Annotated in this window: 11 protein-coding genes; 9 read left to right on the forward strand and 2 right to left on the reverse strand. The window is 44.0% G+C overall.

The features are described from left to right. Nucleotides 1–6 precede the first annotated feature (6 nt). Both PG901_RS10200 and queF read left to right on the forward strand, forming a co-directional pair. Complete coding sequence (locus PG901_RS10200; RefSeq protein WP_201562788.1) at nucleotides 7–819, forward strand: ABC transporter permease; 813 nt, start codon at nucleotides 7–9, stop codon at nucleotides 817–819. Between the two features lie 99 nt (nucleotides 820–918). Continuing rightward, nucleotides 919–1,797, forward strand: coding sequence for an NADPH-dependent 7-cyano-7-deazaguanine reductase QueF (gene queF / locus PG901_RS10205; RefSeq protein WP_271134355.1), 879 nt, complete (start codon nucleotides 919–921; stop codon nucleotides 1,795–1,797). Between the two features lie 111 nt (nucleotides 1,798–1,908). Here the strand turns inward: queF and PG901_RS10210 are convergent, their stop codons facing one another. Further along, nucleotides 1,909–3,627, reverse strand: a complete 1,719-nt coding sequence (locus PG901_RS10210) for a proline--tRNA ligase (protein ID WP_271134356.1) — start codon at nucleotides 3,625–3,627, stop codon at nucleotides 1,909–1,911. Nucleotides 3,628–4,215: 588 nt separating this feature from the next. On the opposite strand from PG901_RS10210, the gene PG901_RS10215 reads away from it, so the two are divergent. Both PG901_RS10215 and PG901_RS10220 read left to right on the forward strand, forming a co-directional pair. Continuing rightward, on the forward strand, nucleotides 4,216–4,965 hold the full coding sequence (locus PG901_RS10215; RefSeq protein WP_271134357.1) for a DUF4230 domain-containing protein: 750 nt from the start codon (nucleotides 4,216–4,218) through the stop codon (nucleotides 4,963–4,965). Between the two features lie 222 nt (nucleotides 4,966–5,187). Further along, entirely contained in the window at nucleotides 5,188–5,406 is a 219-nt protein-coding gene (locus PG901_RS10220) for a hypothetical protein (protein WP_201562705.1), read from the forward strand. 105 nt (nucleotides 5,407–5,511) lie between these two features. On the opposite strand, the gene PG901_RS10225 is transcribed toward PG901_RS10220, so the two are convergent. Continuing rightward, entirely contained in the window at nucleotides 5,512–7,149 is a 1,638-nt protein-coding gene (locus tag PG901_RS10225) for a cryptochrome/photolyase family protein (protein ID WP_271134358.1), read from the reverse strand. A 238-nt stretch (nucleotides 7,150–7,387) separates the two neighbouring features. Here PG901_RS10225 and PG901_RS10230 point away from each other — a divergent pair, with 238 nt between their 5' ends. From PG901_RS10230 to folC, 5 genes are all read left to right on the forward strand, one after another. Further along, on the forward strand, nucleotides 7,388–8,059 hold the full coding sequence (locus PG901_RS10230) for a phosphoribosylanthranilate isomerase (RefSeq protein ID WP_271134359.1): 672 nt from the start codon (nucleotides 7,388–7,390) through the stop codon (nucleotides 8,057–8,059). Between the two features lie 137 nt (nucleotides 8,060–8,196). Beyond that, on the forward strand, nucleotides 8,197–9,471 hold the full coding sequence (gene trpB / locus PG901_RS10235) for a tryptophan synthase subunit beta (protein ID WP_227671025.1): 1,275 nt from the start codon (nucleotides 8,197–8,199) through the stop codon (nucleotides 9,469–9,471). A 113-nt stretch (nucleotides 9,472–9,584) separates the two neighbouring features. Then, nucleotides 9,585–10,409, forward strand: coding sequence for a tryptophan synthase subunit alpha (gene trpA, locus PG901_RS10240; RefSeq protein WP_271134360.1), 825 nt, complete (start codon nucleotides 9,585–9,587; stop codon nucleotides 10,407–10,409). Between the two features lie 321 nt (nucleotides 10,410–10,730). After that, complete coding sequence (gene accD / locus PG901_RS10245) at nucleotides 10,731–11,684, forward strand: acetyl-CoA carboxylase, carboxyltransferase subunit beta (protein WP_271134361.1); 954 nt, start codon at nucleotides 10,731–10,733, stop codon at nucleotides 11,682–11,684. 301 nt (nucleotides 11,685–11,985) lie between these two features. Continuing rightward, nucleotides 11,986–13,395 carry a bifunctional tetrahydrofolate synthase/dihydrofolate synthase gene (gene folC / locus PG901_RS10250; RefSeq protein WP_271134362.1) on the forward strand — a complete coding sequence of 470 codons (1,410 nt, stop codon included), beginning with the start codon at nucleotides 11,986–11,988 and terminating at the stop codon, nucleotides 13,393–13,395. Nucleotides 13,396–13,414 lie beyond the last annotated feature (19 nt).

A 13,414-nucleotide genomic window follows, 5' to 3' on the forward strand; every position in this document is an offset into this window, starting at 1 on the left:
AGTGATATGAATAAAGCAGCACAGGTATCTCGCCCTCATGACGGCTTAACCATCGCCCAAAAGTGGATTGCATTTCGTACTATCTTAGTCAAAGAAGTGCGCCGGATTTTACGTATTTGGCCGCAGACTTTATTGCCGCCAGTCATTACCATGAGCTTATACTTTGTCATCTTTGGTAAGATGATTGGCTCACGTGTTGGTGAAATGGGCGGCGTGCCATATATGCAGTTTATCGTGCCCGGTCTAATCATGATGTCGATTATCACCAACAGTTACTCTAACGTGGTCTCGAGCTTCTTTAGTGCTAAATTTACCGCCAGTATCGAAGAGCTTTTGGTCTCGCCGGTGTCTAAGCATGCGATTTTGATGGGTTATATCAGTGGTGGTATCTTTCGCGGACTGGCGATTGGTATCATCGTCTCGATAGTGGCGCTATTCTTTACTGACCTTGGTATCGAGCATTTATTTGTGACGGTATTTACGGTGCTTGGCACCTCTATCTTGTTTTCATTGGGCGGCTTTATTAACGCAGTATTTGCCCGCTCATTTGATGATATCTCCATCATTCCAAGCTTTGTACTAACGCCACTGACCTATCTTGGCGGGGTGTTTTACTCGATGGAAAATCTGTCACCATTTTGGCAAAACGTTTCGTTACTAAACCCGATTGTCTATATGGTGAATTCGTTCCGTTATGGCATCTTAGGGTATTCTGACGTCAATGTTTGGTATTCGATGGCGGCTATTTTTGTATTCTGTGCGATATTTTATACCATCGCCTATCGCTTGCTCAGTAATGGTTCACGCGTACGCTTGTAGTATTTGCAGTTTAGCAGGTCGTGCTTTTACTGTCTGCTTGAGCTTATTGTTAAGTCACTAATTTTGTTAAATTTTAACGCTTTAATATTAGGAAGATAAATGAGTATTCACGGTATCTTGGGTGAGCAAACCACCGACTATCCGACTGAGTATAGTCCAGAGACGCTATATCCGATTGCTCGTAGTATGGGACGTGATGCGATTGGTTGGCATGATGATAAACTAAAAGTGGGCGTTGATTGGTGGCAGGCGTTTGAGATGTCTTGGTTAAATTCCCAAGGTATTTCACAAGTGGCTATCGCTCGCTTTGGTATTCCGGCAAGCTCGCCATTTATCGTTGAGTCAAAGTCGCTTAAGCTATATTTAAACAGTATTAACTTTACTGAGTTTTCTGGCTGGGACGATGTGCAAGCGCTGATAGCCAAAGACTTATCAGCCTGCGTACAAGCAGAAGTAACCGTTGAGCTATTTGATTTAAATGATGACCTGAACGATAAAGCAACAGGCTTATTGATTGCACAACCTGAAGGTGTTTGCATCGATGAGGCGCTTGCAAATAGCAGCGAGAAAGTAGCGCTAACGGAACATCCTGATGCGTCATTATTAGCTAAAAATGAAAGCGATTTGAGAGACTCTGAAAAAGAAGTTGGCAAAAATTTCAGCTTTTATTCTAACTTGCTGCGTAGTAATTGTCCGGTGACCAATCAGCCAGATTGGGGCACATTGGCCGTTTCGATAAGCAGTGAAAAGCCAGTTAATACCGCCAATATGCTGCGTTATATCTTAAGCTTTCGTCAGCATAATGGTTTTCATGAGCAATGTATTGAGCAGATATTTGCTGATTTGAGTCAATACTATCAGCCAAGTGAACTGATGGTTCGCGCATGGTACACTCGCCGCGGCGGTATCGATATCAACCCTTGCCGTGTCAGTGATATGAGCTTATTACCTAAACCAAGCCGTTTAATACGTCAGTAGGTAAAAGGTTGGCTTTTCATCAGTTACTGAGCAATTAGTGTAGACATAAAAAAGCGCCTATCTTATTCACTAAGATAGGCGCTTTTTATGGCATAAGTTTTATTAATAAAACTATTTGCTGCTTACTTTCGCCATGACTTCTTCACGGCTGAGCATTTGCTTTTCTGCCTCACGGCGATTGACGTATTCGTATTTGCCTTCAGCCAAGTTACGGTCTGAAACCACGATACGATGTGGAATACCAATCAATTCAAGATCGGCAAACTTAACGCCTGGACGCTCATTACGGTCATCAAGTAGTACATTGATGCCTTGCGCTTTTAGCTCTTCATACAAAGCGGTCGCCGTCTCTATGACGGTCTCTTCTTTTGACTTCATCGGAATGATAGCCACTTCAAAAGGCGCAATCGAGTCATCAACGGTTGGCGTTTTTGGCCACATGATGCCGTTTTCGTCGTTGTTTTGCTCGATAGCAGCAGCGATGATACGGCTAACGCCAATACCATAACAACCCATCATTAGGGTAACAGGCTTGCCATCTTCACCAGATACGGTAGCATTCAGCGCTTGCGAGTACTTATCACCCAACTGGAAGATATGACCGACTTCGATACCACGTTTGATTTTTAGCGTGCCTTTACCATCAGGAGAAGGGTCGCCTTCTTGTACGTTGCGCACATCAACAATACGAGTAATACTTGCATCACGTACCCAGTTCATACCAATGGTATGTTTATTGACTTCATTCGCGCCCGTGACAAAATCTGACAAGGTGGCGGCTGAGCGATCAACAAATACTGGCATATCCAAATCAACACCGATAAAGCCTTTATGCAGACCCGCTGCTATGAGCTCTTCATCAGAGGCCATCATAAGCGGCACATTGGCCTCTTCGATTTTTTCAGCTTTGATGGTATTGAGCTGATGATCACCACGTAAAACGATAGCGATTAATTGCGGTTCACCATCTTCAGTATGACCATGAACGATTAAGGTTTTCACCGTCGTCTCTAGCGGTACGCCCAAATGTTCAGCAACCACTTTACAGCTGGTCATGTTTTCCGTTAAGACGTCTTCGCGCTCCATCTTCGGCGGCTGACGCTCAGCGGTGCTTACCGATTCAGCAAGCTCGACGTTGGCCGCATAATCAGAAGAATCAGAGAAGGCGATATCGTCTTCGCCGCTGTCTGCCAACACATGGAACTCATGCGAAGCAAAACCGCCGATAGAACCCGTATCCGCTTGTACCGCACGGAAATCCAAACCCAAACGGGTAAAGATGCGCGTATAAGCGTCATACATATCATGGTAAGTCTTAGCGAGTGACGCTTGGTCAACGTGGAACGAGTAGGCGTCTTTCATGGTAAATTCACGCGCACGCATTACGCCAAAACGCGGACGAATCTCATCACGGAACTTACCTTGGATTTGGAAAAAGGTAATCGGCAACTGCTTATAACTGCGCAGCTCGCCTTGGGCAAGGTTAGTGATGACTTCTTCGTGCGTCGGGCCCAAGACAAAATCGCGGTCATGACGGTCTTTGAAGCGTAATAGCTCAGGACCATAATCGTCAAATCGACCGGTCATCTGCCAAAGCTCGGCAGGTTGGGTCATTGGCATCAGCACTTCTTGAGCGCCGACGTTTTGCATCTCTTCGCGAACGATGCGTTCGACTTTTTGCAACACGCGCAAACCCATCGGCAACCAGATATATAATCCAGAAGCGATTTTACGAATAAGACCTGCTCTTACCATTAATTGGCTTGAGGCGATATCAGCATCGCTGGGAGTTTCTTTTAGCGTGGCAAACAAAAATTGACTGGCTTTCATAAATAAAGCATAACCTTATCAACGATAAAATAAATAAGAAATAGTAGGATATTGAGCGTGTGCTTTGATGGCCGACGCAAGCTTACCTTTTATCACTTGGTAATAGTCTAGGACATGCCTAGCTAAAAAGTACTGCGACAAACAGTACATCAGTAGAAAGTGCGTTCATAAAACGCCTTGCAAAAAGGCTGGAACTTTTCATTTTGTATTAAACGTCCATATTGGCAACGTCATATTTTAGACATATAAGCCAGAAAAATAGGTGTACGCCAACATTTTGCTTATACAATCTGACTATGTTAGGTAAAGTTCGCCTAAGACGCAATGACTTTTTGTTTTTTCAGCCACAACATTACTTAAAGAGCCAAATATGTTGGTATTAATTCGATTATTTAGCGGTTTTAAGCATGTTTATAGCAAATAATGAGCTGACTACCTCGCCATAGCACTATTGAGAATTATGTAGAGTATTGGTAGTTATTACTTGAAGTTAACGCGCGCAACTAGCATTTATATCTTAGATTTCGATACTAAATATTTAGCTTTTTAACTCGCTTATAAAAACAAAAAAACTTTGAGGTAGCTTACATGACCAATCCTGAGAACCATTCTTCTATCAGTAATAATAATGCCAATCAGCCGCCTGCGAAAAAACCCATCGCTATGATGTCGTGGCTGGTATTGATGATTGGTCTTGCCGCGCTCATTTTTGCGATTTATAGTCTGCAAAAAAGTAGCAAAGAAGCGCCTATAGAGACCATTACCCGTGAAGGGGTGGTGATGCAGATTCAGAAATTGAATCTCTTGGAGACGGTGGCGTTTAGTGTTGATACTATCATTACCAGTCAAAAAGCAGGCAGTTGGATGAAGCTGTGGCAAGATGAGCAAAAGGGCTTGTTTATCGCTCGTGGGCGCGTAGAAGCGGGGATTGATTTGAGCGCTTTAACGCCTGAGATGGTACAAGTGATAGCGCCTGCTGAGGCTGCTATTAAAAATGCTGAAAGCGTGGATGCCAATAATCCCGTCTCTATCATGCCGCAAATTCATATTACTTTACCGCCATCAGAGATATTTTCGGTTTATTTAGACGATATCGAAATTTATGATTGGCAAACGGGCGCTTTTGGCATGATGCAGGTTGATCCAAAGATTTTGCAACAAGCGCAAAGTATGGCAAAAAAGGAAGTGCTTGAACGCGCTTGCCGCGGTGATGTGATGAATATGGCATTAGAAAATGCGCAAACCCAGTTGCAGCAGTTATTTTCATTAACTGGCGCAGTAGTAACGGTAACGACGCAGGGCGCAGGGGCATGTCAGATGCCAGTGACTAATGCTTAAATGGTTTAAATGGATTGGATTTTGGCATTGTAAGGGGTTAGGACGAGGAGAGAGATTTCGGTGTTCTGATAAATATCTTCGCCAGTTAACAGTTGTTGCTTGAAATGATGAGTAATAGGGTTATTATATTATATAGCAGGACTTATTTGTGATTAACGACAGACTTATAAATGCTGTCGTTCAAATAGGCCTATATCTCATATAATGTAAGAGGTGGCATCTATGACAACTTCTAATAATCAGCCGTCTGCCCATGAGAAGCGCAAATTAACCAAACATCCTAAAGCAAAAGGGTCGCTATCGTTTGCGACTTGGGTACTGTTAATTCTTAGTTTTACCTTATTCGCTTATGCCATTTACACCATTAAGACGCGGATATTAGAGTCAGATACTGATAGAGCGAGTGCGCCACAAAGTAGTTTGGTGCAAATAGACAGCTAAGGCTTTTAAAATCATGACTGTTTTTTTAACTCATAACTGAGTTTTAGTTCATGGCTATTTTTAGTGCATAACTGTTTTTAAATTTAGAGCTGTTTACACTCAGTCTTATCTTTTAAATTCTGCAATCGCTAATTGCCGAGCAGCTTTGTGTTCAACTATTGGTATTGGATAGTTAATATTAGCAAACTTACCACCCTTGGCCAGTTCTTTACGCATTTTATCTTCGCTATGCAAAATGCTGGCAGGAATATCTTTTAATTCCGGTAGCCAAGTCTTGATAAATTCGCCATCAGTATCATGAGTTTTGGCTTGGCTAAAGGGGTTCATAATACGGAAGTAGGGCGCAGCATCCGTACCTGTTGATGCACTCCACTGCCAGCCGCCGTTATTTGAAGCAAAATCACCGTCTATCAGCTGCTGCATAAAGTAGCGCTCACCTAAGCGCCAATCAATCAGTAAGTCCTTGGTCAAAAACATCGCGGTGACCATCCGTAAGCGATTGTGCATAAAGCCCGTCGCATTCAGACATCTCATCGCGGCATCGACTAAGGGCACGCCAGTCTTGCCTGTATACCATGCCTCAAAATCATCCTCGTTATATGACCAATGAATCTTGCTGTCTGTCTCTTCTTTATACGCCTTGTGGCGGATGAGCGTTGGCTTATCAACGATTACATGACGATAAAAATCTCGCCAAGCAAGCTCGCTTATCCAGCGATTAATATCATTGTTGTCAGAGTCATTAAAGGTGTCGCTATCATTACTATGCAGTTTTTCTTGGGCTTTGCTCGCTTGCAAATAGCAAAGTCTCGGACTGATTGAGCCAATAGTCAGGTAAGCTGATAAATGACTAGTCGCGTGCAAGCTTGGCACATCGCGGCTGATATCATAGTTATCAATATCTTCGGCGATAAACTCCTCTAAACGCTGGCAAGCAGCAGCTTCACCAGCAGGGTAAGCTGCACGAGCGTAATCAAGCTGTGCGTCCATATCAATATGCTTTAATGAATCAATACCTTCTGAACAGCCATCTTGTAATGTCTTTTGACAGTCATCAACAGTTCCTTTACTTAATTTTTCGATATCTTTGATAGTCGTAGCGCTAGCTTTCGAGATTTTTAGCTTGGCGTTGTTGTTGTTATTTATAGCTGCTGCTTCATGCATTTGCATGGTGCTAACATCTAAGGTATGCCGCCATTTTTTATAAAATGGGGTGAATACTTTATACATGCTGTCGCCATCGTTGGTGGTAATGCTGTGCGGCGGCAAGATACATTGGTCATGCCAGCGAATAAACTCGATATCGTTTTTTGCCAGTTGTTTGGTTAATTGTTCATCGCGGTCAATCTCATTGCCTTCGTACTCATGATTTGCCATCACACAGCTGATGTTATTAGCCTCACATAATGTGCTTAGCGCCTCGACACAATCAGAAAAGCTTGGACAAGCCTGTACGGTCAATGTGATATTCAATTGTTTATGCAAAGATGTTGCTAAGATTGGCAAGGTGCGGGCGATGTGGTCGAGCTGTGTGAGTGACATATCGTGCGCTTGCCACTGTTCAGGCGTAAGGAAAAACATAGCACTGACTTGCGCCTTGTCTGCGTTCGCCCGCTCACAAAGTGCCGCCAATGCTGTATTATCATGCAGCCGCAAATCACGACGAAACCACATCAAGTAATGCGGCATACTGACATTCTTATTATCATGATTTTCGCCCTTAGCTGACGCCGTGTTAGACATTCAATTATTCCTATTTTAGTCAATCGCAATCATAAACAAAACTACGAATAAAAGTATGCTAGGATAAGTTTTTGGATGCAATTGATTTGCTATGCGCTTAACAAATCAGCATCATTCCTTATGATGAGCATTTGGCGTAATATCGCTGTTGGTGGGATTTATAGAAGCTTTTATTTTTAGCCTATTATTTACTGCCTTTACCGAAATTTTAGCAAGCTTATAAAAAAAAGGTCATATAATGCACGTTAAGTTTTGCGGCTTTACCCAGCTTGATGATGTCAATACCGCTGTGCAGTTGGGTGTTGATGCGGTCGGCTTGGTATTTTATCCCCCCAGTCCTCGTGCGGTGACGCTAGCGCAGGCGCAGATATTAAGCGCTGCCTTGCCTGCTTTTGTCAGTGTCGTGGCATTAGTGGTCAATATGCCTGAAAATGAGCTGATTGAACTGGCAAATAATGTCCCTTTTGATATCATTCAATTCCACGGTGATGAAACGCCTGAACAGTGCCAGTATCTGGCAAATGCCGTCAATAAACGCTGGATGAAAGCGCTGCGTATTAATGCTGAGCAAGATACTGTGGAAAATGTAAGCGCACGGATTGATAGTTTTGCCGCCGCAGGGGCGAGCAGTATTTTGCTTGATGCTTATCATCAGTATAAATATGGCGGTACGGGTGCGCGCTTTGATTGGAGCCTGATTCCAGATAATAGCTCACTGCCGATTATCTTAGCGGGTGGACTGGATGCCGACAATGTCGCTGCGACTCTTGATTTGCCTATTTATGGCGTCGACGTTAGCGGTGGGATTGAGATTGATAAAGGCAAAAAAGACGCTGATAAGATGCGTGCCTTTATGAAAGCAGTAAAGCGTGACCGATGGCAAAACGAGACGGTCACTGACGCTCTCTAAGATAACTGCTATATTTGTGCTATTTACTCTTATTTAAGCGTTATTCCGACTTCCTGATTAAATCTAATTTTTCTTTATCCTAATATTTATACGACCAATCCTTATACTAAAAGATACCACTTATCGTAGGAATTATCATGAGTCATGCCACGAACAAAGCACCATCTGCTACTGCACAATCTATCAACACCTTTACCAATCCAACAGACGTACAAGACTTTAACCAATACCCTGACGCACGCGGACATTTCGGCGTTCATGGTGGTCGTTTTGTCTCTGAAACCCTGATGGCGGCATTAGAAGAGTTAGAAGCGTTATATACCAAAGTAAAAGCTGACCCGGCATTTTGGGAAGAGTATCATAATGACTTGGTCAATTATGTCGGTCGTCCAACGCCGCTGTATCATGCTAAGCGTTTAAGCGATGAGATTGGTGGCGCGCAAATTTACTTTAAGCGTGAGGATTTGAACCATACTGGCGCACATAAAGTGAACAACACCATTGGGCAGGCACTGCTTGCCAAGATGTGTGGTAAAAAACGTATTATTGCGGAAACCGGCGCAGGTCAACATGGTGTGGCAACGGCAACGATTGCCGCGCGCCTAGGTCTAGAATGTATCGTTTATATGGGTGCTGATGATGTCGAGCGCCAAAAGATGAACGTTTATCGTATGCGTTTGCTAGGGGCGACCGTTGTGCCAGTGACTTCAGGTTCGCGCACGCTTAAGGACGCGATGAACGAAGCGATGCGTGATTGGGTAACCAATGTGGACAGCACGTATTATATTATCGGTACGGTTGCCGGCCCACATCCTTATCCGCTATTGGTGCGTGATTTCCAAGCGATTATCGGTAAAGAGGCGCGTATCCAACATTTAGAAAAAACAGGTAAATTACCAGATGCATTGGTTGCTTGTGTTGGCGGTGGCTCAAATGCTATTGGTCTATTTTTTGATTTCCTAAACGATACTGAAGTCAAAATGTATGGCGTTGAAGCGACAGGTGACGGCATTGAAACCGGTCGCCATTCAGCGCCTTTGGCTGCTGGTCGTATCGGCGTGCTACATGGCAACCGTACTTATCTGATGGCAGACGATGAGGGTCAAATTCAAGAAACGCATTCTATCTCAGCGGGACTTGATTATCCTGGCGTCGGTCCTGAGCATAGCTTCTTAAAAGATATGAAGCGCGTTGAATATGTTGGCTGTACGGATAAAGAGTCGTTGGCAGCCTTTCATGAAGCGACACGTAAAGAAGGTATTATCCCTGCGCTCGAATCTGCCCATGCGGTTGCCTATGCGCTTAAGCTGGCTAAAACCATGACCCCTGAGCAAACCATTATCGTTAATATGTCAGGTCGCGGTGATAAAGATTTGCATTCGGTAATGAAGGCAGAAGGGATTGAGTTATAGTCGCGTATTTTATTGCGCACTATAAATCCGCTTTTATAAAATAAATTGATTGGCTCTCTCATCAAATCGTAGAGGGTCAATATAGCCAGTTTGAATTAATTGTAGAGAATACTATGACCCGAATTGAAAGCACCTTTGAAACCCTAAAAGCCCAAAATAAAAAAGCCCTGATTCCTTACGTGATGGCGGGCGATCCAACCCCTGATAACTTTGTTGGCTTACTACATGACTTAGTCAAGCACGGCGCAGATATGATTGAAGTAGGCTTACCATTTTCTGACCCAATGGCCGATGGCCCAACCGTTGCATTGGCTGGTGAGCGCGCTTTAGCAGCGGGTACCAGTACGCGTGATGCACTAAAAATGGTGGCAGAATTCCGCAAACAAGACACGCAGACGCCAATTATCCTAATGGGCTACCTCAATCCCGTTGAAATCATTGGTTATGACAACTTTGTCGCTTTATGTGAGCAGTCAGGCGTAGATGGTATTTTGATGGTTGATTTGCCACCAAGCGAGGCGGGCAGCTTTACTCAGCATTTGACTGAGCATGCGATGAATGAGATTTTCTTATTATCGCCGACCACTTTACCTGAGCGCCGTGAGCAAGTACTGACCCATTGCGGTGGTTATATTTATTATGTGTCGCTTAAGGGCGTGACTGGCTCGGCGACGCTAGATACCGATGATGTTGCGACCCAAGTGCAAGCGATTAAAGCGGAGACCGATTTGCCAGTATGTGTCGGCTTTGGTATTCGTGATGCAGTGTCAGCCAAAGCAATCGGTAAGCATGCCGATGGTATTATTGTAGGAAGTGCGCTAGTACAAAACTTTGCTGATATCGATGCTAAAGATGCCTCTGCGGTTGCAAGCGCTCAGCAAAAAATCATGGCAAAAATGGACGAGCTACGCGGCGCACTCGATAGTTTAACGGTCTAATATTATATCGAACGTATTGGCATCAACGTGTGTATGGCTCAGCAACGTCATTATCTTACTATTTATAAGAGGGGCGATAGCTGTTTTTATAGAAAAGGTTATCGTAACTTTTATAACAATGTTTATAAAGACACGGTTAAATGACTTTGCTAAAGTTAGTTTACGTGTGTAAACTAACATCACATCTAAATTGTTACAGTTGCGCGTAAGCGTGCTTTATAACTGCTCATGTTATAAGGCTATGTGACTTTTAAATTGATTCTTATAAACGGACTTCTTAGGGACAAGTAACTAAGCCAACTTGTCGATAAGCCTTTGATAATGGCGAATAATATGACTGATACCATAACACCAGACACTATAAATAATAATGCTGCCAATAACGGCGCTGCGCCAAATAATACCGCAGGACAATCGTGGTTTAACCGCCCGATACCAGGTATTAAGCAGCAACTGACCGCACCTTTAACGGCGGTAGAGACCGAACCGTCAACCAAATGTAGCAGTTGTCATTCAATGATTACCAATACCGCGCTGATTTTTAATTGCTATGTCTGCCCGCATTGTGACCATCATTTACCGATGAGTGCTCGTGAGCGCTTAAACTGGCTACTCGATCAAGTAGAGGGTGAGCTAGGACAACAGTTTACTGCCAAAGATCCATTGAGCTTTGTGGATAGCAAGCCGTATCCGCAGCGCATGACCGAAGCACAGGACAAGACCGGTGAGTCTGAAGCGCTAATTGTGATGTACGGTAAATTGCGCAATCTTGATATCGTTACTTGCGCCTTTGACTTCCGCTTTATGGGCGGCTCTATGGGCTCGGTGGTTGGCGACCGTTTTGTAGAGGCCGCTGAAAAAGCCCTTAAAGATAAAGTGCCCTTAGTCTGCTTTGCTGCTTCTGGCGGTGCGCGCATGCAAGAAGGTTTGCTATCATTAATGCAAATGGCTCGTACTGCGGCGGCGATTGAACGCTTAAGAATTGCTGGCGTGCCATATATTGTGGTATTGACCAATCCTGTTTATGGCGGGGTGACGGCATCGCTTGCTATGTTAGGTGATATCCATTTAGCAGAACCAAAAGCCATGATTGGCTTTGCGGGCAAGCGCGTGATTGAACAAACGGTGCGTGAGACGCTAGAAGAGCCGTTCCAGCGTGCTGAGTTCTTGTTAGAGCATGGCGTGGTCGATGAAGTGGTACATCGTCATCAATTGATTGATACCATTTATCGTTTGCTTGCAAAGCTATGCCGCGTACCGAATGTTGCTGCTTAACTGCTTAGTAAATAAGAACGTTAGAAATAGCGTTCTGCTGGTATAAATTTTCCTCGCTTGCTATGCGCTTCGCACCCTAGAGGCTTTGCAAAATTTATCCCAGCAGCACTGTATTCTTTTTAAACTGTATACTTTTTAAATTAAATCGACTAAGTAAAAATTACTAATAGCATTTATCGTTAATAACGGTAAATGCTATTTTTGCTTTTTGGTCAGGTAGTTATATACTGTCTCTATTTTCTTAATGAATGCTTTCTAATCCTCTATTTTTTATTCGAAAAATTCTATATAGGTTCCGCCCATGTCTGACTCTTCACTTTCTACCTCTACCACTCCTACTGAGCACTCGAGTTTGACCGAATGGCTTGATTATATGCAGCAGATTCATGTCTCGGCGATAGATATGGGGTTGTCGCGAGTATTGCCGGTTGCTGAGGCGTTAGGCGTGGTACAGTCAGCCAAAGACGATGCTTATGTATTTACCGTGGCGGGTACCAATGGTAAAGGCTCAACGACTGCGGTCATCGCGCAAATGTGCCAAGCGGCAGGGTATAAGACAGCACTGTATCAATCACCGCATCTGAGCGTATTTAACGAGCGCGTGCGTATCAATGGCGAGATGGTCAGTGATGAGACCTTAATTGATGCGTTTAGTAAAGTAGAGGCAGCACGGTTGGCGTGTAAGCTGACCTTGTCATTTTTTGAGATGACAACGCTTGCTGCATTATTAATCTTTGCCGAAGCAGATTGCGATGTCTGGGTATTAGAAGTTGGGCTCGGCGGTCGCCTTGATGTGGTCAATATTATTGACCCTGATATGGCAGTGATTACCAATATCGCTATCGATCATGTCGATTGGCTAGGGGATAATGTCGAAGATATTGGCCGTGAAAAAGCAGGTATTTTACGTGATGGCATTACCTTGGTTTATGGCGCTACTGCGATGCCAGCTAGTGTACAGCAAGCGATTGATACGCATCAGGCAACTTGTTATCAAGCTGGGCAAGACTTTGATTATCGTGAAGTGGATACCGACGTTTGGCAATATAGTAATGCCGCTGTCACTATGCAGTTACCACGCCCAGCGCTATCGTTGACCAATACCGCCAATGCTTTATCAGCGGTGTTGGCAAGCCCATTAAATATTGATAAAAAGGCTATCGAGCAGGCATTGCAGACGGTCAAGCTCGCTGGTCGTTTTGATTACCGTGAGACGCATAGCCGTCATTGGTTATTTGATGTGGCGCATAACGAGCAAGGCGTTGAGTTTTTATTGGCGCAATTATTACCGCTTTGGCAGCAGCACTTAGCAAGGCAAAATAGCGCTGATGCTCTCAATCAAGGCAGTAGTCAAAACAGCAGCCAAGAGAATCAAGCCAACCGTAAACCTGCTAGCATTAAAATGCTGTTTTCTATGTTGGGCGATAAGGATATCAATAAAGTCGTACAGCGTTTGACCGAAGCGGGCTTGCCTATTAGCGATTGGTTTATCGCTGAGATTGATTATCCACGGGCGGCGAGCACTGAGCAGCTGCAAAGTATCTTAGCAAGCTATGTCGATAGTGCGCAAATACATGAGTTTAAACGTTTATCAGAAGCCACCGATGCCGTTATAAATGACAGTCAAGCGCAAGACTTAATCGTGGTATGTGGCTCGTTCCATACGATTGGTGAGGCGCTAGCGGCACTTGCGATTGATAATTTAAGTTAAAATCGTATTTATATAATGT

The organism is Psychrobacter sp. ANT_H3 (genome assembly GCF_027919975.1).
In the GTDB taxonomy this organism is placed as follows: Bacteria; Pseudomonadota; Gammaproteobacteria; order Pseudomonadales; family Moraxellaceae; genus Psychrobacter; species Psychrobacter maritimus.

What these genes read in the sequence shown, in the direction of transcription:
- PG901_RS10215 (WP_271134357.1), top strand. Translation starts at nt 4,216, where the DNA reads ATGACCAATCCTGAGAACCATTCTTCTATCAGTAATAATAATGCCAAT.
- trpA (WP_271134360.1), top strand. Translation starts at nt 9,585, where the DNA reads ATGACCCGAATTGAAAGCACCTTTGAAACCCTAAAAGCCCAAAATAAA.
- PG901_RS10225 (WP_271134358.1), bottom strand. Translation starts at nt 7,149, where the DNA reads ATGTCTAACACGGCGTCAGCTAAGGGCGAAAATCATGATAATAAGAAT.
- PG901_RS10230 (WP_271134359.1), top strand. Translation starts at nt 7,388, where the DNA reads ATGCACGTTAAGTTTTGCGGCTTTACCCAGCTTGATGATGTCAATACC.
- PG901_RS10210 (WP_271134356.1), bottom strand. Translation starts at nt 3,627, where the DNA reads ATGAAAGCCAGTCAATTTTTGTTTGCCACGCTAAAAGAAACTCCCAGC.
- trpB (WP_227671025.1), top strand. Translation starts at nt 8,197, where the DNA reads ATGAGTCATGCCACGAACAAAGCACCATCTGCTACTGCACAATCTATC.
- queF (WP_271134355.1), top strand. Translation starts at nt 919, where the DNA reads ATGAGTATTCACGGTATCTTGGGTGAGCAAACCACCGACTATCCGACT.
- folC (WP_271134362.1), top strand. Translation starts at nt 11,986, where the DNA reads ATGTCTGACTCTTCACTTTCTACCTCTACCACTCCTACTGAGCACTCG.
- PG901_RS10200 (WP_201562788.1), top strand. Translation starts at nt 7, where the DNA reads ATGAATAAAGCAGCACAGGTATCTCGCCCTCATGACGGCTTAACCATC.
- accD (WP_271134361.1), top strand. Translation starts at nt 10,731, where the DNA reads ATGGCGAATAATATGACTGATACCATAACACCAGACACTATAAATAAT.
- PG901_RS10220 (WP_201562705.1), top strand. Translation starts at nt 5,188, where the DNA reads ATGACAACTTCTAATAATCAGCCGTCTGCCCATGAGAAGCGCAAATTA.